Origin of the sequence: Klebsiella sp. CTHL.F3a (assembly GCF_019890895.1) — a bacterium.
Taxonomy (GTDB): Bacteria; Pseudomonadota; Gammaproteobacteria; order Enterobacterales; family Enterobacteriaceae; genus Klebsiella; species Klebsiella grimontii.
On the sequence record NZ_CP082360.1, the window covers coordinates 2339695 to 2360012 of the forward strand.

Consider the following 20318-nt stretch of genomic DNA (forward strand, 5'->3'; position numbering starts at 1 on the left):
TTATTTCCCTGGATAGCCCCGGTTATACCCAGGATGAAACAAATAATAATGTAATTAGGGATGTTAATCATGAAAGTAAAATATATAGCTCTGGTTATTAGTGGCGTATTCTCCTCTGGTCTTTTGGCAGCGACAAATTATCAATCTGCGGATATTGAAAATCGGTTAGCCCAACTGGAACAGCGTTTAATGAACGCTGAGCAACGGGCGGCCGATGCGGAAGCGAAAATCCAGACGTTAACCCGGCAGCAGGCCGTCGCGGCGAAAAGCGCGCCAACGGTGAAGGTGCAGTCCGCGGAGCCTGCCGCACCGGGCGCTGAGCCGACGAAACTGACGCTCTCCGGCTACGGCGATATCAAGTTTTATGGCGATGTCGAATTCAATATGGACGGCGCCAGCAGCAGCGGAAGCCTGACCTCGGTAAAAACCACGGCGAATAAAGACTGGGCGCCGGGCAATAACGAACGCTGGGATATTAACGGCCGACTGCTGTTAGGTTTTGACGGCATGAGCAAAATGGATAACGGCAATTTCGCCGGTTTTTCCGTCCAACCGCTGGCGGACCTGAACGGCAAAATGAACCTTGATGATGCGGTGTTCTTCTTTGGTCAGGAAAATGACTGGAAGGTGAAGGTTGGGCGCTTTGAGGCTTACGATATGTTCCCGCTGAACCAGGATACGTTCGTGGAATACTCCGGGAACACCGCCAACGATCTTTACAGTGACGGCTACGGCTATATCTACATGATGAAGGAAGGGCGCGGCCGTAGCAGCAGCGGCGGCAACTTCCTGGTCAGCAAAACCCTTGATAACTGGTATTTCGAACTCAATACCTTGTTGGAAGACGGCAGCACGCTGTTCCAGGATAAGCAGTATCACGGGACTGAGTTGGAAAATGAGAAAAATGTGGCCTATTTGCGCCCGGTCGTCGCGTGGAACAGCGGGCGCTTCTCCACCGCCATCGCGATGGAAAGCAACGTGGTCAATAACGCCTATGGCTATCACGATGCGAAAGGGCACTGGGTCGATCAGTCCAGCCGTACCGGCTATGGCTATACGATGACGTGGAACGGGCAAAAAACCGATCCGCTGGATGGCGTGGTGAGCAACCTTAACTTCGCCTGGATGGACGCCGAGGATGAAACCGACTTCACCGTGGGGGTGAATTCTCTGTGGCGCGGCTTCGAGCTTGGCTACATTTACGCGCATAACAAGATCGACAGCTTTAACACCGCTAATTTTATCGCTGACTGCGACGATAGCTGCTGGATCGCCGATCCGGGCAAATACGATATCCACACGATTCATGCGTCGTACCTGTTCCCGAACGTCATGAATATGAAGAACTTCAACATCTATCTTGGTGCCTACGCCTCGTGGATTGAATCCAATCCGACCAGCGGCGATGGTCAGGAAGACTCCCGCTACGGCGGTCGTCTACGCTTCAAATATTTCTTCTGATCAAAGCAGAGCCCGCATCGTGCGGGCTCTGTTCATTATGTGATTAAGCCTCCCGCGGAGGCATGAGTTAACAGGACAACACCATGTTTGACAGTAAAGCGGGGACCCCGCTGGAAGGGTTTGCCGAATTTGCCGCCGCCGCTGCCGCCGAAGGCGCGGTGCTGCTGAGAAACGATCGCCAAATGTTGCCGCTCGATCCCGGGCAGCCGGTTTCGTTGTTTGGCCGTACGCAGATTGACTACTATCGCAGCGGCACCGGGTCAGGCGGGGCGGTTAACGTGGTGAGCCGGACAACCCTGCTGCAGGCGATGCGCGCGCGAAACGGGAAGAGGCTGAATGAGCAACTGGCCGGGCTCTATGAACGCTGGATTGCGCAGCATCCTTTTGACAACGGCGGGGGAGCCTGGGCCGCCGAGCCCTGGCATCAGCAGGAGATGCCGCTTAGCGACCAGCAGATTCGCCAGGCGCGCGCCGTCTCCAGCCAGGCGGTGATTGTGCTTGGCCGTACCGCGGGGGAGGACCAGGACAACGCCGATGTAGAAGGCGGCTATCGGCTAACCGCAGACGAGATAACGCTGCTGCGCCAGGTCTGCCGCGAGTTTGATGACGTGGCGGTGGTGCTGAATACCGCCGGGCTAATCGATCTCTCGTGGGCTGACGATCCTCTGTTGCGTAAACGCGTTCGTGCGCTGCTGTACGTCTGGCACGGCGGCGCCGACGGCGCCCGGGCGGCTGCATCGCTGCTGTACGGCGATGTAACGCCGTCCGGTAAGCTGGTGGGCAGCATTGTCGCCTCCCTGGACGACCACCCGGCATCGCCCTGCTGGGGAGCACAAGCGCAAAACCTCTATCAGGAAGATATTTACGTCGGCTATCGCTACTTCGAAACCTTTTGTCCCCAGCGCCTGCAGTATCCTTTCGGATTTGGTCTCTCATACACCCGCTTCACCCTGTCATCGGCGCGGGCGCAGGCCTTCGGCGATCGGATCAAGGCGACCGTTACCGTCACTAACCGCGGCGACCGCTTTGCCGGCAAAGAAGTGGTGCAAATCTACCTCCAGGCGCCGCAGGGAGCGCTCGGCAAACCGGCCCGGGCACTGATGGCCTTCGCTAAAACCCGCCTGCTGCAGCCGGGTGAAAGCGAAACCTTAACGCTATCGATCCCGCTGGAGCGTTTTGCATCCCTGGACGATAGCGGGGCGACAGGTCACCCGCATTGCTACGTGATGGAACCCGGCCTTTACCGTTTGCTGATCGGCAACAGCGTGCGCGAACTGCAGCCGTTACCGATTGACGGAGAGGCGGGGTATTCGCAAAAGACGCTGCGGGTGCTGTCCCGTCACCAGCAGGTGCTGGCCCCGACGGTGCCTTTTGTCCGTATTAAACCGGTTGCCGATGGTGACGATGGCCGCTATGAGATCGAATGGGAAGACGTGCCGCGCCGGGAGATTAATCTGCGCTCAAGGATTGAGGCGCGCCTGCCGGAGACAATTTCCCTCACCGGCAACCAGGGGCTTACCCTCAGCGACGTTGCTGAAGGGCGCGCCACGATGAATGCCTTTATTGCTCAGCTGTCAGTGGAGGAGCTGGCCTGCCTGGTGCGCGGAGAAGGTATGTGCAGCCATAAAGTCACCCCCGGCGTCGCGTCGGCCTTTGGCGGAGTGGCCGATAGCCTGCTGGAAAAAGGGATCCCGCTGGCGTCCACCGCCGATGGGCCTTCCGGCATCCGTATGGATAACGGCGCGAAGGCCACACTGCTCCCCAGCGGGACGCTGCTGGCCTCCAGCTGGGATCCGATCCTCGTTGAGCGTTTATACGTGATGGAGGGAAAAGAGCTACTGCGCAACGGTATTGACCTGCTGCTGGGGCCGGGGATGAACATCCAGCGCCATCCGCTCAACGGGCGTAATTTCGAGTACTTTTCCGAAGACCCGCTGCTTACCGGAATGATGGCGGCGGCGGTGGTTCGCGGCATTCGCAGCGGCGGCGGGATAGCGACCCTTAAGCACTTCGCCTGTAATAATCAGGAATTCGCCAGAGCCAGGGCGGACTCGGTGGTATCGGAGCGCGCGCTGCGCGAAATCTATCTGAAAGGTTTCGAATACGCGGTGAAAACCGGCGGCGCCAGCGCGGTGATGACCGCCTATAACCCGCTCAACGGCTACCATGCCGCATCCAACTACGATCTCACCACCACCGTACTGCGCGAGGAGTGGGGCTTTCGCGGAGTCGTCATGACCGACTGGTGGGCTACGATGAACGACCCCATCGATGGCGGGGCGGCGAGTACCCACAACACCGCGGCGATGATACGCGCGCAGAACGATCTCTATATGGTGGTCAACAATAACGGCGCGGAGATTAACGCGGCCGGGGATAATACTCTTACGGCGCTGGCGAAAGGTGAACTGACGCTCGGCGAACTGCAGCGGTGCGCGGCAAACATCCTCAATTTTATGCTGCAGACCCAGGTGTTTAAGCGCGGGGAGAAGCCGCGCGCGGATATCATTCGTCTGGCTGCGGAACCGGGCTGCGCCGCAGACTGCGAGGGGGCGATAAAAATCGCCGAGCAATCGCGTCTGCGCTGCGACGAGGATCTGGTGCTAAGCGTTGAGCAGGCCGCGCGCTACGATGTTCTGGTCAATGTACACACTAACGGCGCGCCGCTGGCGCAAACCGCCTGCAATCTGCTGCTCAATAACCAGTTTGTGGCGACCATTCAGACCAACGGCACTCTTGGCCGTGAGAGCGTGCAGAAGCTGTGTCGGATCGAGCTGCAGCCGGGGAAATATCGGGTGGGCTTTGATTTTATCAAACCGGGTCTGGTGGTGCACTGGCTGGAGCTAAGGCATGTTAAAGACTGACCGCAGCTGATGTTTGGCCAGAGTAGCGCCTTTTGCCGGATGGCCCGACGGGTTGGGTACTCTCGGCGATGTGGGACGGGCGCAGGCGGCAAAGCCGAAACGGACGCCCCATATTGGTGCATTTCGGGCGTCCAACAAACCATAAATAAGCAAAGCATCTGGTTGTTTTTTATTCAATTCAGCGCGGCGGCGCGATAACGTTACGCCCCATCGCCGCGCTGCGCTACCTGGCATAATTAATGCTTATCTCTTACCGGGATTACCTCAAAGTGAGTACAACCGGAGGAGACGGCCATGATAAAAATAACGCTTCCTGACGGGCATTATTATGATGAGATGCTTACCGCACAGGGAGAGCAGCGTCAGCACTATAACGCCTGGTGGCAATGGTTTCGCAGTACCGATCAATTCTCTATCCGGCAGAAAAAAGAGCAGGCGGAGCTGCTCTTTCACCGTATCGGCATCACCTTTAACGTCTACGGTGAGGATGAGGGCACCGAACGACTGATCCCTTTCGACAGCGTGCCGCGCATTATTCCCGCCGGCGAGTGGCAGCGGATTGACCGCGGCATCCGCCAGCGGGTGAAAGCGCTCAACGCTTTCCTTTATGATATTTACCACGATCAAAACATCCTCCGCGCCGGGCTGATCCCGGCCGAGCAGGTGCTGGCTAACGAACAGTATCAGCCCTGTATGCAGGGGATAAATTTACCCAATAACACCTATGCCCATATCACCGGGGTCGATATGGTGCGCAACAGCGACGGCCAGTATTACGTGCTGGAGGATAATCTGCGCACGCCTTCCGGCGTCTCCTATATGCTGGAAAACCGCAAAATGATGATGCGGCTGTATCCTGAAATGTTTGAACAGCACCACATTGCGCCAGTCGAACGCTACCCCAGTTATCTGCTGCAAACGCTGCGTGAAAGCTCGCCGGTGGACGATCCGTGCGTGGTGGTGATGACGCCAGGACGATTTAACAGCGCCTATTTTGAACACAGCTTTTTGGCCCAGCAGATGGGCGTTGAGCTGGTGGAAAGCGCGGATCTGTTTATTAAAACCGGGGCGGTGTACATGCGTACCACCGAGGGGCCGCGGCGGGTGGACGTCATTTACCGGCGTATCGACGACGCGTATCTTGACCCGCTGGCCTTCAAGGCCGACTCCATGCTAGGCGTTCCGGGCCTGCTGTCGGTATATCGCGCTGGGGGCGTGGTGCTGGCCAACGCCATCGGCACCGGCGTCGCCGACGATAAATCGATCTACCCCTTCGTGCCGGAGATGATCCGCTTCTATCTGGGCGAACAGCCGATCCTGAGCAATATTCCCACCTGGCAGTGCCGTAAAGCGGAGGATCTCAGCTACGTGCTGAGCAATCTTGAACTGATGGTGGTGAAGGAGGTTCACGGCGCGGGCGGCTACGGCATGCTGGTCGGTCCGCGCTCGACTAAAGAGGAACGCGAAGCGTTCCGCCAGCGCCTGCTGGCGAATCCGGCCAACTATATTGCCCAGGACACCCTGGCGCTCTCGACCTGCCCAACCTTTGTCGACGAGGGGCTGGCGCCGCGCCATATCGATTTACGTCCCTTCGTGCTCTCCGGCCAGGAGATCCGCCTGGTTCCCGGCGGCCTGACCCGGGTGGCGCTAACCGAAGGCTCGCTGGTGGTGAACTCGTCGCAGGGCGGCGGCACCAAGGATACCTGGGTGATGGAGGATGATGAATCATGTTAAGCCGCACAGCGAGTGAACTCTTCTGGATGGCGCGCTACCTTGAGCGCGCGGAAAGCTATGCCCGGGTGCTGGACGTGACCTGGAAGCTGTCGATGATCCCCCGCCACAGCCAGCAGTCGCGGGATTTAGCCTTACCGCTCAATTTGTCGCTGACTCACGAGCTGTTTCAGGCGCGCCACGCGCGTTTCACTATGAGCAACCTGCTCAATTTTTTCGCCCTCGACGGCAACAACCCGTACAGCATTTTCAGCTGCGTCGAGATGGCGTGGAACAACGCCCACGCGGTGCGCGGCAGCCTGTCGGCGGAGGTGTGGGAAAGCATCAACGCCACGCGTATTGAGCTGCGGAAACTGCGCCAGCAGGGGATCGGCGAGCTGGGCAATGACGCTTTTTTTGAATGGGTCAAAGAGCGGGTGCATCTGTTTCGCGGGGCGATTCTCGGTACGCTGCTGCGCAATGACGCCCTGAGCTTTATCGGCATCGGGACGCTGATCGAACGGGCGTCCGCCACCGCGCAGCTGCTGTTGATTAAGGATCAGCAGTTGACCAGCGATCCTGACCCGGTACGCGAGTACTACCGGCTGGATACGCTGCTCAACGCGGTCAGCGCCCGCGAGGCCTATAACAGCATCTACCGCCAGCCGGTAAGCCGCGAGACGGTAATGGAACTGCTGATCCTGCGCGACGATGTACCGAGATCGCTAAGAGCGAGCATCTCCGACCTCGTCGGGCAGCTGGAGCAGATTGCCAACGATCGCTCGCACCTGCCGCTGCGCCTGGCGCACCAGCTGAATGTCGACCTGCGCTTCAGCACCCGTGACGATCTGGCGCAGGCCGATTTACAGATCACCCTTAATGCACTGCTGGCGCGGATTAACGCGCTTTCTGACAGCATCAGACAAACCTATCTGGAGGCGTTATGAAACTGGTTATCGATCACCTGACCCGCTACGGCTATGATGAAGAAGTGAAGTTTTCGACCCAGTATCTGCGCCTGACGCCGCGCAGCACCGGCCGCCAGAAGATCACCGCCTGGTCATTGACCTTGCCGGACGGTTCCGCCGTCGCTACCACCGACGCGTGGGGCAACGTGCTGCACGTGCTGACGCTGGATAATCCGCATAAAGAGATAACCATTCGCGCCAGCGGGATCGTCGATATCGCGGAAGAGGGGGACGATATCGGCGCGGAGCCGCAGGAGCTGCTTTCGCCGCTGGTTTTCTTGCGTTGTACGCCGCTTACGCGCGCTGACGGCCCGATCCGCGAATTCGCCCAGCGCTGGTATCAGCCCGAGGCGCAGGAAGAGAGCCTGAACCAGTTAATGGGCGAACTACTGTTGAGAATGCCCTATTCGCCGGGCGCCACGCAGGTGCAGGATTCCGCCGCCGATGCCTTTGCGCGCGCGAAGGGTGTTTGCCAGGATCACACCCATGTGTTTCTCGCCTGCTGCCGGGCGCTGGAGATCCCGGCGCGCTACGTCAGCGGCTACGTCTACAGCGATAATGCCGAGCACGTCGCCATGCACGCGTGGGCCGAAGTATGGCTCAACGAGCGCTGGCAGTCGTTTGATATCACCAATAACACGCGCAGCCTGAATCAACATTTGCGGCTGGCGACCGGGCTGGACTATCTTGATGCGTGCCCGGTTCGCGGCACCCGCCTCGGCGGCGGGGGAGAAATCATGTTAACTAACGCTGAAGTGCGCGAGCATTCGCAGCAGGCGCAGCAGCAATAACGGCAGGAACGAAAAACGATGACCTACTGTGTGGCCATGTGTTTGTCAGATGGACTGGTATTTGCCTCAGACTCCCGCACCAACGCGGGAGTGGACCATATTGCAACGTTTAAAAAACTGCACGTTTTCCATCAGGATGGCGAACGGGTCATGGTGCTGCAGTCGGCGGGAAACCTGGCCACCACGCAAAGCGTGATTAGCCTGCTCAGCGGCCGCATTCGTACCCAGCAGGAGCCCAATCTGATGCAGGTGACCTCGTTATACGACGCGGCGATGCTGATCGGTAAAACCTTGCAGGAGGTGATTCAGCGCGACAGCAGCAATCAGCAGAACTGCGGCAATACCAACTTCAACTGCAACCTGCTGCTCGGCGGGCAGATCGCCGGGGAAACGCACCGGCTGTTTCATATCTACCCGGAAGGCAACTTTATCGAAGCCACACGCGACACGCCCTATTTCCAGATTGGCGAGAGCAAATACGGCAAGCCGATCATCGACCGGGTGTTGACCATCGATACTCCGCTGGAGCAGGCGATGTGCTGCGCGCTGATTTCGATCGACTCCACCCTGCGCAGCAATCTTTCGGTGGGGCTGCCGCTGGACACGCTGCTGTACCGCAGCGGGAGCCTGAGCAGCGCCGAACAGCATCGGATCACCGAAAGCGATCCCTATTTCAATACCATTCGCAAAGCGTGGTCCGAGGGGCTGCAAAGCACCTTTCTCAAGCTGCCGCCGTTTACGCCGGGCGGCCAGAATCAGGCGGAAAAATAACGCCCCGGCGTCATGCCGGTCATGGTGCGGAAAAAGTAGATAAAAGCGCTATCGCTGGCGAAGTCGAGCGCCTGCGCCGTATCGGTGATGCGCTCCCCGGTTGCCAGCATCTCGACCGCTTTCATTAATCGCCACTGTTGTCGCCACTGCTGGTAGGTCATCCCGGTATCGCGGCGGAACAGGCGGCTGATGGTTTTTTCGCTGGCGCCGCAGCGGGCAGCGAGCGCCCCAAGCGCCGGCGGCAGCGCGTCGCCGCAAAGGCTTGCCAACCGTTTATCCTGCGGCAGCGTGAGCATCATCGGCTCCTGGGCCGCGAGGCGAATTTCCGCCTGGCACAGGGCGGCAAGATGCCGCGCCGGTTCGGCTTCCCAGTCGGTATCCCAGGGGCTGGCGCTAATGCGTTCTAATAGTTCGCGCAGCAGCGGCACCACGTTGAGTATCGCCGACTGTGTTGGCAACTGAGGGTAACGCTGCGGCTGAAACCAGACGGAACGATAATCGACAATGTTTTTCATCTCCGCGCGATGGCTGACTTCAGCGGGGATCCAGGCCGCGCGTCCCGGCGGAAGCAGGCAAAGAAGGGCGCCATCGTTGAGGGTCAAACGAACGCATCCCTGACGGGTAAACAGGATCTGCGCCATCTTATGCCGGTGGCTGCCAGAATCGTGATCCCCTAACGCCGACTGTACGCCAATCAGGCGAGTTTTTAAGGTATCCGGATCGAATGCGGCATCAGCGTCAAGCCAGGCCATAATGTCTGATTTCCGATATTTAAAGTCATTATGTTTATAATGTTCGAAAAACGACCTGCCTACAATAGCGCCTCTTGTTTATCCGGAGGTGGATATGTTGGGACGTGCCGCGCTGGTGCTGGTTACCGCGCTACTGATGTTTCCGCAAATAGCGGAAACGATTTATAGCCCGGCGTTGACCGATATCAGCGCCCAATTTTCCGTGAGCGCGCCGCAGGCGGCGCAAACCCTCTCCGTCTACTTTATCGGTTTTGCCGTCGGCGTACTGCTGTGGGGCGGTTTCAGCGATCGCTACGGCCGGCGTCCGGCGCTGCTGGCCGGGCTGGGCGTTTATGCGATGGGATGCCTGATGGCGCTGTGGGCTGCGGATTTTTCGTTGCTGTTGGCGGCACGGATAGTGACGGCTATTGGCGCGGCAACCGGCTCCGTAGTGACGCAGACGGTCCTGCGGGACTGCTATAGCGGGCGGCAGCTGGCGGGGATTTTTTCGTTTATCGGCATGGCGCTGGCGGTGAGTCCGGCCGTCGGAGTCTATATCGGCGGCGCACTGACCGCCATCTGGGGGATGCGCGGCGTCTTCAGCGCGCTGGCGCTTCTGGCCGCCGCGCTCCTGCTGGGCTGCCTGCGGCTGATGCCGGAAACGCGTCCGCAAAATCGCGCTGGGGAACCGTTTCTTCGCGTGATGCGGCGGATGGCGGGGGATAAATATGTCGCGCTGGCGGCAATACTGGTGGCGGCATTTAACGTCAGCCTGTTCAGCTACTACAGCCTGGCCCCGTTTCTGTTCGCCCGATTCAATCTTGATGCCCTGGCCTTTGGCTACAGCGGCGTGGCGCTTGCCGCCGGTTCGCTGCTCGGCGCGCTGCTTAACCGCCTGCTGCTGCGTCAGCATGTCCCACTGGGCCGAATACTGTCGATTGCCTGCATTCTGCACTTCGTCGGCGGCGTCGCGGTGTACGTGCTGCGGGAATCGATCTGGTTTGTGGCGCCAGTGGTACTGGTGACCCTTGCCTATGCCATGGCGATCCCGCTGGTGCTGGGGTCGGCGCTGAGCGCCTACGGCGACTGTCGGGGCACCGCTGGCGCCTTTTTCGGCCTGTTTTATTATGTGCTGATTGGCGCCGGTCTGCTGGCGGCCGGGTGGGGGCAATCGCTGGGAGCGTCGCTGCTGGTTTGCGCAGGCGTGAGCATTTTTGCCGGGTGGCGCTATATCACCGTGTTCGACAGAGAATAAGGTCAGTTTCTGGCAAAGCTAAGCGATTTAACTTCTTTGTTATTTAACGCGATATCTCACACTTCGGGGGAGTAAAACGGTTAACGCGAAAAGGCAGTGGCAGATGACCACTGCCCGGAGGCTAGAGCAGGAAATAGCTGAAGGATGAAAAGGCTACCATACCAACGATCACGGTGGCGAAAAGACTGCGCGTGATCAGCCCAACAAGCGTCGCGGCAAGAGCGGCCAGCGCTGAAATACTGATACCCGATGGGGTTAATACCGGCTTGCCAACCAGTTCTGCCGTCACAATAGCCGCCATAATGGCAGATGGAATAAAGCTAAGCCATTGCTGCTGAGCCGATGGCAGACGAAAGCGTGAAAGGAGAAGAATCGGCGCCGTACGCATGAGCGCCGTTACCAGCGCTGAAGCAAGAATGGCCAGGATAATATTGCGATCCATTTTATTTCTCCTCTTTGTTACTGAACAGATACAACCCAGCGGTAGCCAGCGTTGCCGCTACAGAGGCTGCGGCGATAACGACGAGACTCATATCGATATGTCCAGAGGTAAATAGCGTGATGAGGACCGCGATACTAATGCTGAACAGTTCCAGCATTTTACGTTGGCTGGCAAACCACAGGGCCAAAACCAGGCCGATGAACATCGACACCAGACTAAAGCTCAATCCTTCCATCAACGATGATGGAAGCGCTGAGGCTAATACGGCGCCTGACACGCAGGCGAGGATCCAGTTTAACCATGCCGTCAGATTGAGTCCGAGCATCCATGGGTAAGTGATACTGTTTTTCCCTCCACCATGTTGTACCGCTACGCCGAAGGTTTCATCCGTCAGCAGCAGTCCGCTGATGATTTTTTGCAGCACCGCGTAGGGACGAAAGAAGATGCTTATGGCTGAACTCATCAACAGATAGCGCAGGTTAACCAGCAGTATGCTTAACACAACGGATGCAATTTCTGCACCGGTCGCCCAAAGCGAATAAAACAGGAACTGCGCCGAACCTGCATACAGGGCGCTGGCCAGCAGCGCTGTTTGAAGAGTGGAAAAACCGGATAGTGTCCCGATAGCGCCGGCGGCGAAACCGATGCTCCAGTAACCGGGAATGGTGGGGAGACAAGCGATGACGCCCTCACGGAATTGCGCTGATGCCCCATTCTTTGCCGAAGTTTTGATTGTAATTAACATTGATGACTTCCATTTTATGCGTTGCTGAATGGTAATCTTAAGAATTGGCCAGGAGCGCGATAGTAAAATCCTGCGCATTTGCGCAACGATCACGATATATATGGGAAAGGTACAAACTGGGGAGATGAGATGCGTGACGATATCAAACTCTGGCGGGACAGCAAACTCCACGGTGGTATGGAGATCCTGCGAGCATCCTGCTATGAACATAGCTATCCGCCGCATTTCCATAATGAATATGTGATCGCTGCTTTTGCACGCGGCGCACAGCGTACCCGTATTTGCCGTGAACGAGGCGTTGCGGCTGCGGGTACGGTGATGGTCATCATGCCTGGCGAGGTGCATACCGGTGAAGCAGTGCAGCGCGATGAGGGGTGGGATTACTGCGCTTTTTATCCCTCCGCAAGCCTGATTGACGAAGTCGCGGAAACGGTGATGGGTGGAAAGGGAGAAGTCAATTTCGGTGGTGAAGGAATGCGATACGATCCGCTTATGGCACGGAGCGTACTTAAGGCTTCCGCCGTGCTAGGCGCCAGCCGCGATTCACTGGAAAAAGAGTGCACTCTCTATCAGGTGCTTAATCAACTAGTGGGGCGCTATGCCGAACGCAGCGTGCGCGGAGGGCGACGACCCGCTGTGAGGGCTGATATTCGTCGGGCGATAGATTTTTTGCACTGCGCATATCAGCAGTCGCTGTCGGTCAAAGAGATCGCGACGGTCGCCGGGCTGAGCGAGTTTTATTTTATGCGCACTTTTCAGGCGCAGACGGGGTTATCGGTGCATCAATATTTGACCCAACTGCGACTGGTCAGAGCAAAAGGATTATTAGCGAAAGGTGCAGGTGCTGCGCAGGTCGCAACGGAGGTCGGTTTTTATGACCAAAGTCATTTGATTAAGTACTTCCGCTTGCATTTTGGCACCACTCCGGGCCTCTTCGCCGCCGCGTCTATTTAAAACCCGCTGGAACTTATCGCATCGATCCGCTCTCCGCTAACCGGATGCACGAAATGCAGTTCGCTGGCGTGTAGCATCAGGCGCGGCGCCTGTTCTGTTCCCGGAAGTAGCAGACCGCCGTACAGGTCGCAGCCCAGAATAGGGTGGCCAAGCTGCTGGCAGTGAATACGCAGCTGGTGGGTGCGGCCGGTTTCCGGCGTCAGTTGGACCCGCGTCACCGGCACGCTATCTTGATAACGCAGGCGCTCAACCACCCGATAGCCGGAACGGGCTGGCTTGCCGCGGCGCGGGCAAATCGTCATCAGCGGAAACAGCGCCGGATCTTTGGCTATCGGGGCGTCAATGGTACCTTCATCGTCCACCAGATGCCCGCACAGCAGCGCGCTGTAAACTTTGCTCACCGTACGCTGGCTGAACTGCTGGCAGAGGGCGGCGTTGATGGCCTTGTTGCGCGCAATCACCATCAGCCCGGAGGTGCCGAAATCAAGACGATGCGCCAGAGTGCAGCCGGGAAACTGCTGTACCAGCCGATAATGTACCGAGTCGAGATTGCGCGGGTTTTTCCCTGACAGGCTGAGCAAGCCTGCGGGTTTATCGATCAGCAGCAGATGCTCATCCTGATAGAGAATGTCAATTTCAGCGTGGCACGGCGGGGCGATAAAGGTATCGATAATCGTAGACATCAGGCTGCGCGAATAGTAAGTGGAGGCGGATGATAGCGAATTTTCCACCGCCAGGCGAATTATGCGCTCACGGCGCTCGTAGACTTAATATGCTGCCAGAAACGCTCGGCGGACTGATTAAGCCGCGCGCCGGAGCGATAGATGTAGGCGCCGATGGGCAGCGAGAGGCTCTCATCCATGATCGCCAGGCGGCCTTCCTCAAGCTCACGTTTGATCGAGTACTGCGGCAGCCAACCCACCCCGTCGCCGTTGAGGATCATGCGTTTTAATAGCTCGCTCATGGAGGATACGAAGGTCAACGAGAAGGTAATCTCCGGCTTGCGGTCGATAACCTGGTTCACCTGGCGACCCATATAGCTGTCGTTGGCATATTTCATCAGCGGCAGCACCCCGCGGTGCAAATTAAAAAGCGGCCTGCCGTGTTTATCACAGGGGGAGACGAGATGCAGCGCCGAGTCGAATATTTTGTGATTGATAAACGGATAGTTCATCAGTTCTTCATTATAAAACGACAGGATAAAATCACTCTTGCCTTCTTTCAGATTGAACACGGCGTCGTTAACGTTAATCGATTCAACATGAAAAGTTTTATTCTTTCTGTCGGTATAACCGGCGATAATTTCGGGGAGCAATAAAACGGAAAGGGAAGGCGCCGCGTCGATTCTTATTTTCTGGGTCGTGTTGTTCAGCCCTTTAATTCGGCTGATCTGGAAATCCATATCATCGAGCATATTACGCGCATAGCCGACAAATATCTTCCCGCGGTTGGTGAGCTGGAGCGGGTTCGCCGAGCGGTCGAAGATGCTGAAGCCCAGCGAGGCCTCAAGCGCCTGAATCCGGCGGCTGAAGGAGGATTGTGAGATATTCCGGCTTTTTGCCGCCAGCGTAAAGCTTCTGGACTCCTCAAGGGCAATCACATCGTAAAGCCATTTTACTTCAAGATTCGCCAGCACAGACTCTTTCCCCACCCCTGCAATAATAGCTATGCAATTTTAGCATAACGCATAGAAACTATGCAATTAACATAATTATCTACAGGTGTTAACATTTTTTGCAGAGTTAGCTTATGACTTATTCGTGCAAGCGATATTTCTAAAGTACAGGCGACACCCTACACGAGCACGATTTTACATCGCCGGCTCTGGCCTTCTCATCCTGTTTATTTAATTTTACGATGGTTTTTTTATTAAAATAAATCCATCCGTTTCACTGACAGGTTGAAATAGCCTAATAGCATCTTATCCAGCCAATAGTTTGTCAGGAGTGCCATGTCACGTATTGAATCAGTAAAAGACGCTCTTCTTTCGCTCGGTATTCAGGAGAGCAGCGAGCTGTTTTATAACCCCGATTACGACTTGCTGATTACGCATGAAACCAGCCCGGAATTAACCGGCGCGGCGCGCGGCGTCATGACCGAGTCCGGGGCGGTTGCTGTGGATACCGGGATCTTTACCGGGCGCTCGCCGCGCGACAAATATATCGTCAGAGACGAGCTGACGCGTGATACCGTCTGGTGGGCCGATTCCGGTCTGGGTCGCAACGATAATAAGCCGCTGAGCCGCGAAATCTGGGCTGACCTGAAGGCGCTGGTCGCCGGGCAATTGAGCGGCAAGAAACTTTATGTTGTTGATGCCTGGTGCGGCGCCAGCCCGGCGACGCGGCTGGGCGTCCGCTTTGTCACCGAGGTGGCCTGGCAGGCGCACTTTGTGAAAAACATGTTTATTGCGCCGAGCGCAGAGGAACTGGCTGAATTTACGCCGGACTTCGTTGTCCTCAACGGCGCCGGCTGCACCAACGATAAATGGCAAGAGCAGGGGCTTAACTCCGAAAACTTTGTCGCATTTAACCTGAGCGAAAAAATTCAGCTGATCGGCGGCACCTGGTACGGCGGCGAGATGAAGAAAGGCCTCTTCTCGGTGATGAACTATCTGCTCCCGCAGCAGGGAATCGCCTCGATGCACTGCTCGGCGAACCGCGGCGAAGCGGGCGACGTGGCGCTGTTCTTCGGCCTTTCCGGCACCGGTAAGACCACGCTTTCCACCGATCCGCTGCGTCAGCTGATCGGCGATGACGAGCACGGCTGGGATGATGATGGCGTGTTCAACTTCGAAGGCGGTTGCTATGCCAAGACCATTAATCTTGACCCGCAGGCCGAGCCGGAAATCTATTGCGCGATTCGCCGTAACGCGCTGCTGGAAAACGTGGTGGTCAGAGCCGATGGCAGCGTGGATTACGCCGACGGCAGTAAGACTGAGAATACCCGCGTCTCTTATCCGTTATCGCATATTGAAAACATCGTGAAACCGGTGTCGCGCGCGGGCCATCCGTCGAAGGTGATTTTCCTCGCCGCCGATGCGTTTGGCGTGCTGCCGCCGGTATCCCGCCTGACGACCGATCAGATGCAGTATCACTTCCTGTCCGGTTTCACCTCGAAGCTGGCCGGCACCGAGCGCGGCATTACTCAACCGACGCCGACGTTTTCCGCCTGCTACGGCGCGGCGTTCTTGCTGCTGCACCCGACGCAGTACGCCAGCGTTCTGGCGGCCAAAATGGCGGAGGCCGGCGCTGAAGCCTGGCTGGTTAACACCGGCTGGAACGGCGAAGGCAAGCGTCTTTCGCTGCGTGATACGCGCAATATCATCAGCGCGATTTTAAACGGTACCACCGGCGAGCTGCGTGAAGAAACCGTGCCGGTGTTCGGTCTCGCTATCCCGCAAAGCGTGCCTGGCGTCGACAGCACGCTGCTCGACCCGCGTAGCGGCTGGCCTTCTGCCGATAAATGGCAGGAGAAGGCCGAGAGCCTGGCGCAGTTGTTTATGGATAACTTTAAGCAATATAGCGATACCGACGCCGGGGCCCAGCTGGCGCTAGCCGGCCCGACGCTGGTCAAATCCGCCGTCTCCGCATAAGCTATTTTTTCCGCGTACAAGCCCGGGCAGCCGCCCGGGTTTTTTTATATCCGCAGCGTCCCTGGACCAGGAACTTGACTCTGCCTGGTTAGCGATTATAAATAAAGGGATGCGGGGTTAAGTATTGGGGCTAAATAACTTCATGGCACAATTGTCATGAGAATTATCCTGGCAATCCTGCTGCAATGCTCTCCCCGCTACGGGGGTACGGATAAATAAAGGAATGACTATGAAACTCTGGAGTAAAACGCTGATCGCTTCTGCCGTATGCTTATTTCTTGCAGGCTGTGATGATTCATCAAAAGTTGATGCCAATCTGGATAAAGCTAAAGATAATGCGCAACAAATTAAAGAGGCGGCGGCCGATAAAGCCGAGGCAATTAAGGATCAAGCCGATAAACACATCGACGCGATAAAAAAACAGGCGGCGGACGAGGCGAACAGTCTCAGCAGCCAGGCCTCCAGCATCAAGGCGGAAGCGGATAAAAAAGCGGAGGCTATAGCCCAGCAGGCGCAAGCTCAGGCTGATGCGGTTAAGCAGGATGCCCGACAGAAAAGCGACCAAATTGTCCAGGAAGCGGGAAAAATTAAAGACAACGCGATTGTTGACGCGAATAATCTTGCCAGCGACGCCGCGAATAAAACCAAAGAGATTAAAGAGAGTATCGCTCCCGCGAAAAGCGCTGACGATGCGACTGCAACTCCCCAACAATAACTCTGTCATTATCACCACCTTTTACGACATTATCTTCAGACCTCAGGTTGGCTGAAGATAATGTTCGTAAAAGAGGCCCGCGAACTATCCCCGGCGTTATCGATGATTCACCCAGACGAGCTTTTCGACCGGGAAACCGAGTTCCCGCGCAATGCTGAGATACTCCTGCTTCACGGATTCCGGGATGGTCGGCGTGCGCGACAGGATCCATAAATAGCCGCGATCGGGGCCGCTGACCAGCGCATATTGATACTGGCTATCCAGCGCAATCACGTTGTAGCCGCCGTAAAACGGGCCAAAAAAGGAGACTTTCAGCGCGGCAGTGGTCGGCGCGCCGGTGAAATACGCTTTACCTTCGCTCTCGCTCCATTTCTGTTTCCGCGGATCGTAACCGCGGTTGAGAACGCTGATTCCGCCGTCATTCCGTTGACCGTAGGTTGCGGTTACCCGTTCCAGGCCCCGTTCAAAGCGGTTTTCAAGCCGGGCAATCTCATACCATTTCCCCAGATAACGGCTCGCGTCAAAGTTATTTATCGGCTGAACGCCCTTGGGCGGCGTAGGGGATTTACAGGCGACGAGCGTTAATGCAATAGCAACACCCGTCAGAACAGGCCATATCTTCATGAGAAGTCCTTTTGTGAACGCGGAGGAAAATAAGTATAGCGCAAACGAGCGGGCCTTTATTCACGCCCCGGGGATGCACATTATATTCAGATAATTCTATAACTTCGAATGGGCTGTTGCCCTGCTCGCTATTTTCCTCGTCCTGCTTTCGTTAAGGTGATTATCACAAAAAGTTGAATATATTTTAGCGGCCCAGGTGCTAACGTTTGAACGTTATTATTCACAACGGGAAAACATCGTGAAAAAATTATCCAGTTTGATTCTGTTATCTGCTATGTCTGTCGCTCCAGCCGCGTTTAGCGCCCCTGTCGGGACGCTCAGCGTGCATATTCTCAATCAGCAGACGGGGCTGCCTTCGTCGGGTGTGACCGTTACCCTCGAAAAACAGCAGGCGGATAAATGGACGGCGCTGGCGAGCGCCGTCACGGATAATGATGGACGTATTAAATCGCTGTATCCAGCAGAAGGGGATATGCAGCCGGGGATTTATAAAGTGACCTTTAAAACCGGCGATGATTTCAGCAAACAGAAGCTGGCGACGTTTTTCCCTGAGATCCCGGTACTGTTTACCGTGACGCGTACCAATGAAAAACTGCATATTCCGCTGCTGCTCAGCCAGTACGGCTACTCCACCTACAAAGGCAGCTAATCGCTACGTCCATCCTGAATAAGCAAAAGCCTGCGCGAAAGCAGGCTTTTATCGGGCGACTATCGGGAGAGAGCCGTGCTTAGTGATTCTGCTGGAGGATCCTTAAAAAATCCTCTTTATTGGCAATCAACGACAGCGCTCTGGCGATGACTTCGTCGCTAAAGATCGACGCCACCTCTCGCAGCACATCAATATGCTCACTCTCTTTGGCGATCACGCCAATGGCAATAAACATAACGTTATTTCTGTCCCAGATCACACCGTCAGGGAACTGATAAATCTCCACCCCCGTTTTGACAATGATGCTGGTGGCTGATTTAGGCAGATGCGGTAGCGTAATGCCGTTACCTAAAAAGGTGGAGACCTGGCGCTCTCTTTCGGCAAGAAACGCCACGCAATCTTCGCTGACATACCCTCTGGCTTTGAAGTCCGCGCCGATCATGGCCAGCACTTCCGCTTTATTTTTCGCCCGGCACGACAGATGGAGATTATCCTGCGTAATAGTATCGATCATAATCCGCTTTCCTTGGTGGCCGTATTGAATCCTGCAGTAGATTTATTTGCCGACAGCTCCTCTTCCAACTGCTCCAGCGATTTATTCGATGTTTCTGGCAGCGCCGTTATCACAAAAATAATCGCCAGGTAGTTGATCGCGGCAAAAATCAGGAAGACCGGACCTAAACCGAGCTTGGCCTGCAATAATGGGAACAGATAGCTGACGATGGCGTTCATCACCCACATGAAAAATACCGATATGCCCATCGACAGTCCGCGAAACTTCAGCGGGAAAAGTTCCGCCAGCACCACCCAGGTGATAAAGCCCATGGTGCCCTGCATCACGCCAACGAACATCGCGCCGAGCAGCCAGATTGCCGTTGCTTTGATGTCGCCGACCAGCGTGTAGTCTACACCGGCAATGATAAGGTGCAGGGTGGCCATCAGCGCGAAACCATAAATAATGATGGTTTTACGTTTAAAACGGTCAACGAGGAACAGCACCCCAAAGAGCATGCCGCCGACGGAGAACACGCCATTGAGTACGTTGCAGATTAAGGACGTTCTTTCTGAGAAGCCGGCGCTGCTGAGGATCTCAGTACCATAGTACATGATGACGTTGACCCCGGTAGTTTGCTGCAGCGCCGCCCAAATCACGCCGACCAGCAGGAGTTTCAAAATCCACGGCGTCTGGAGAATGGTGATAAAGGCGTTCTGGGAATGCAGCTTTTTGTCCGCCTCGGCCTTAATCAACGTGGTGATATCGTTGAACTCTTTGGTTGCACGTTCAAGCGGGCGGATTTGTTTTAATATTTCCAGCGCTTCTTCATGGCGGTTTTTACTGATTAGCCAGCGCGGGCTTTCCGGCGACCGCAGCATACCGATAAACAGGCAGATGGCGGGGATTGTCTGCACCATCAGCATATAGCGCCAGACGTCCGGTAGATGGCCCCAGAGAATGCCAATAATGGCGTTGATGGCAAAGGCGGCGAGCTGTCCGATAACAATGGCGACTTCGTTTAAGCCGGTCAGCTTACCGCGCATTTCGGTGGGCGCCACTTCAGAAATAAAGGTGGGGGCGGTGACCGAGGCTCCGCCAACGGCATAGCCGAGGATGAAGCGTGAAATCAGCAGTACGGTAATGTCCGGCGCCAGCGCGGACATTAAGGCGCCGATGAAAAAGATGAAAGATAAAAAGAGCAGGTACTTTCTTCTGCCAAAGAAATCCGCGAATTTTCCGCCGAAAACGCTACCTAGCGCGGCGCCGATCAGCAACACGCTCATGACCAGGCCTTCTGTGGTTGGGGTCAAGGCCATATATTGTTTCAGTGAAGAAAATGCGCCATTAATAACGCCGGTGTCATAACCGAATAACAGGCCACCGAATGTCGCTACTAAGGTTATTTGGTGTAGTCGCTTTCTCTGCTGTAGGTTCAGATTCATAATAAGAGACATTTTTATACCTTTTGTTTTGATTAACGGCACGAGATAAAAATGTGTCATCCCATCCCAACCACGCTCTGTCTTTTCGCTTTATGAAGCCTGGCTGAC

General features: G+C 56.1%; 19 protein-coding genes. 11 read left to right on the forward strand and 8 right to left on the reverse strand.

Annotation, left to right across the window (positions count from 1 at the left end):
- Positions 1 to 69 precede the first annotated feature (69 nt).
- From K7H21_RS11035 to K7H21_RS11060, 6 genes are all read left to right on the forward strand, one after another.
- A complete protein-coding gene (locus K7H21_RS11035; protein WP_223035773.1) occupies positions 70 to 1461 on the forward strand; it encodes a carbohydrate porin in 1392 nt (463 codons plus the stop codon).
- Between the two features lie 83 nt (positions 1462 to 1544).
- The gene (locus tag K7H21_RS11040) at positions 1545 to 4325 is read left to right on the forward strand and encodes a beta-glucosidase (protein ID WP_223035774.1); all 2781 of its coding nucleotides are present in this window, start codon (positions 1545 to 1547) and stop codon (positions 4323 to 4325) included.
- Positions 4326 to 4619: 294 nt separating this feature from the next.
- Positions 4620 to 6059, forward strand: a complete 1440-nt coding sequence (locus K7H21_RS11045) for a circularly permuted type 2 ATP-grasp protein (RefSeq protein WP_004121936.1) — start codon at positions 4620 to 4622, stop codon at positions 6057 to 6059.
- On the forward strand, positions 6053 to 6982 hold the full coding sequence (locus K7H21_RS11050; protein WP_004121935.1) for an alpha-E domain-containing protein: 930 nt from the start codon (positions 6053 to 6055) through the stop codon (positions 6980 to 6982). The genes K7H21_RS11045 and K7H21_RS11050 overlap by 7 nt, the downstream gene beginning before the upstream one ends.
- Complete coding sequence (locus K7H21_RS11055; protein WP_004121934.1) at positions 6979 to 7794, forward strand: transglutaminase family protein; 816 nt, start codon at positions 6979 to 6981, stop codon at positions 7792 to 7794. Before K7H21_RS11050 ends, K7H21_RS11055 begins: the two co-directional genes overlap by 4 nt.
- A gap of 18 nt (positions 7795 to 7812) precedes the next feature.
- Complete coding sequence (locus K7H21_RS11060) at positions 7813 to 8565, forward strand: proteasome-type protease (protein WP_004121932.1); 753 nt, start codon at positions 7813 to 7815, stop codon at positions 8563 to 8565.
- Here the strand turns inward: K7H21_RS11060 and K7H21_RS11065 are convergent.
- Positions 8550 to 9317 carry an AraC family transcriptional regulator gene (locus K7H21_RS11065; protein WP_049113031.1) on the reverse strand — a complete coding sequence of 256 codons (768 nt, stop codon included), beginning with the start codon at positions 9315 to 9317 and terminating at the stop codon, positions 8550 to 8552. The genes K7H21_RS11060 and K7H21_RS11065 overlap by 16 nt on opposite strands.
- A 94-nt stretch (positions 9318 to 9411) precedes the next feature.
- Between K7H21_RS11065 and K7H21_RS11070 the strand changes: the two genes are divergently transcribed.
- Positions 9412 to 10551 carry a Bcr/CflA family efflux MFS transporter gene (locus K7H21_RS11070; RefSeq protein ID WP_123829188.1) on the forward strand — a complete coding sequence of 380 codons (1140 nt, stop codon included), beginning with the start codon at positions 9412 to 9414 and terminating at the stop codon, positions 10549 to 10551.
- Between the two features lie 121 nt (positions 10552 to 10672).
- Here the strand turns inward: K7H21_RS11070 and K7H21_RS11075 are convergent, their stop codons facing one another.
- Positions 10673 to 10993, reverse strand: a complete 321-nt coding sequence (locus K7H21_RS11075; RefSeq protein ID WP_049113028.1) for an AzlD domain-containing protein — start codon at positions 10991 to 10993, stop codon at positions 10673 to 10675.
- 1 nt (position 10994) lies between these two features.
- On the reverse strand, positions 10995 to 11738 hold the full coding sequence (locus K7H21_RS11080) for an AzlC family ABC transporter permease (RefSeq protein WP_223035775.1): 744 nt from the start codon (positions 11736 to 11738) through the stop codon (positions 10995 to 10997).
- Between the two features lie 129 nt (positions 11739 to 11867).
- On the opposite strand from K7H21_RS11080, the gene K7H21_RS11085 reads away from it, so the two are divergent.
- Complete coding sequence (locus tag K7H21_RS11085; protein WP_004121916.1) at positions 11868 to 12692, forward strand: AraC family transcriptional regulator; 825 nt, start codon at positions 11868 to 11870, stop codon at positions 12690 to 12692.
- On the opposite strand, the gene K7H21_RS11090 is transcribed toward K7H21_RS11085, so the two are convergent.
- Both K7H21_RS11090 and K7H21_RS11095 read right to left on the reverse strand, forming a co-directional pair.
- Entirely contained in the window at positions 12689 to 13375 is a 687-nt protein-coding gene (locus tag K7H21_RS11090; protein WP_004121913.1) for an RluA family pseudouridine synthase, read from the reverse strand. The two genes, K7H21_RS11085 and K7H21_RS11090, sit on opposite strands and share 4 nt — an antisense overlap.
- A 59-nt stretch (positions 13376 to 13434) precedes the next feature.
- Positions 13435 to 14328 carry a LysR substrate-binding domain-containing protein gene (locus K7H21_RS11095; RefSeq protein WP_004121910.1) on the reverse strand — a complete coding sequence of 298 codons (894 nt, stop codon included), beginning with the start codon at positions 14326 to 14328 and terminating at the stop codon, positions 13435 to 13437.
- A gap of 315 nt (positions 14329 to 14643) precedes the next feature.
- On the opposite strand from K7H21_RS11095, the gene pckA reads away from it, so the two are divergent.
- Positions 14644 to 16284, forward strand: coding sequence for a phosphoenolpyruvate carboxykinase (ATP) (gene pckA / locus K7H21_RS11100; RefSeq protein WP_223035776.1), 1641 nt, complete (start codon positions 14644 to 14646; stop codon positions 16282 to 16284).
- 229 nt (positions 16285 to 16513) lie between these two features.
- Positions 16514 to 16999 carry a hypothetical protein gene (locus K7H21_RS11105; protein WP_004121904.1) on the forward strand — a complete coding sequence of 162 codons (486 nt, stop codon included), beginning with the start codon at positions 16514 to 16516 and terminating at the stop codon, positions 16997 to 16999.
- A 96-nt stretch (positions 17000 to 17095) separates the two neighbouring features.
- Here the strand turns inward: K7H21_RS11105 and K7H21_RS11110 are convergent, their stop codons facing one another.
- Positions 17096 to 17623, reverse strand: a complete 528-nt coding sequence (locus tag K7H21_RS11110; protein ID WP_004121901.1) for a lipocalin family protein — start codon at positions 17621 to 17623, stop codon at positions 17096 to 17098.
- A gap of 238 nt (positions 17624 to 17861) precedes the next feature.
- On the opposite strand from K7H21_RS11110, the gene uraH reads away from it, so the two are divergent.
- Positions 17862 to 18272, forward strand: coding sequence for a hydroxyisourate hydrolase (gene uraH, locus K7H21_RS11115; RefSeq protein ID WP_004121899.1), 411 nt, complete (start codon positions 17862 to 17864; stop codon positions 18270 to 18272).
- 79 nt (positions 18273 to 18351) lie between these two features.
- Here uraH and K7H21_RS11120 read toward each other — a convergent pair whose 3' ends face one another.
- Complete coding sequence (locus K7H21_RS11120; RefSeq protein ID WP_004121893.1) at positions 18352 to 18786, reverse strand: PTS sugar transporter subunit IIA; 435 nt, start codon at positions 18784 to 18786, stop codon at positions 18352 to 18354.
- Positions 18783 to 20222, reverse strand: coding sequence for a sugar porter family MFS transporter (locus tag K7H21_RS11125; RefSeq protein WP_049115013.1), 1440 nt, complete (start codon positions 20220 to 20222; stop codon positions 18783 to 18785). The genes K7H21_RS11120 and K7H21_RS11125 overlap by 4 nt, the downstream gene beginning before the upstream one ends.
- Positions 20223 to 20318: the final 96 nt, after the last annotated feature.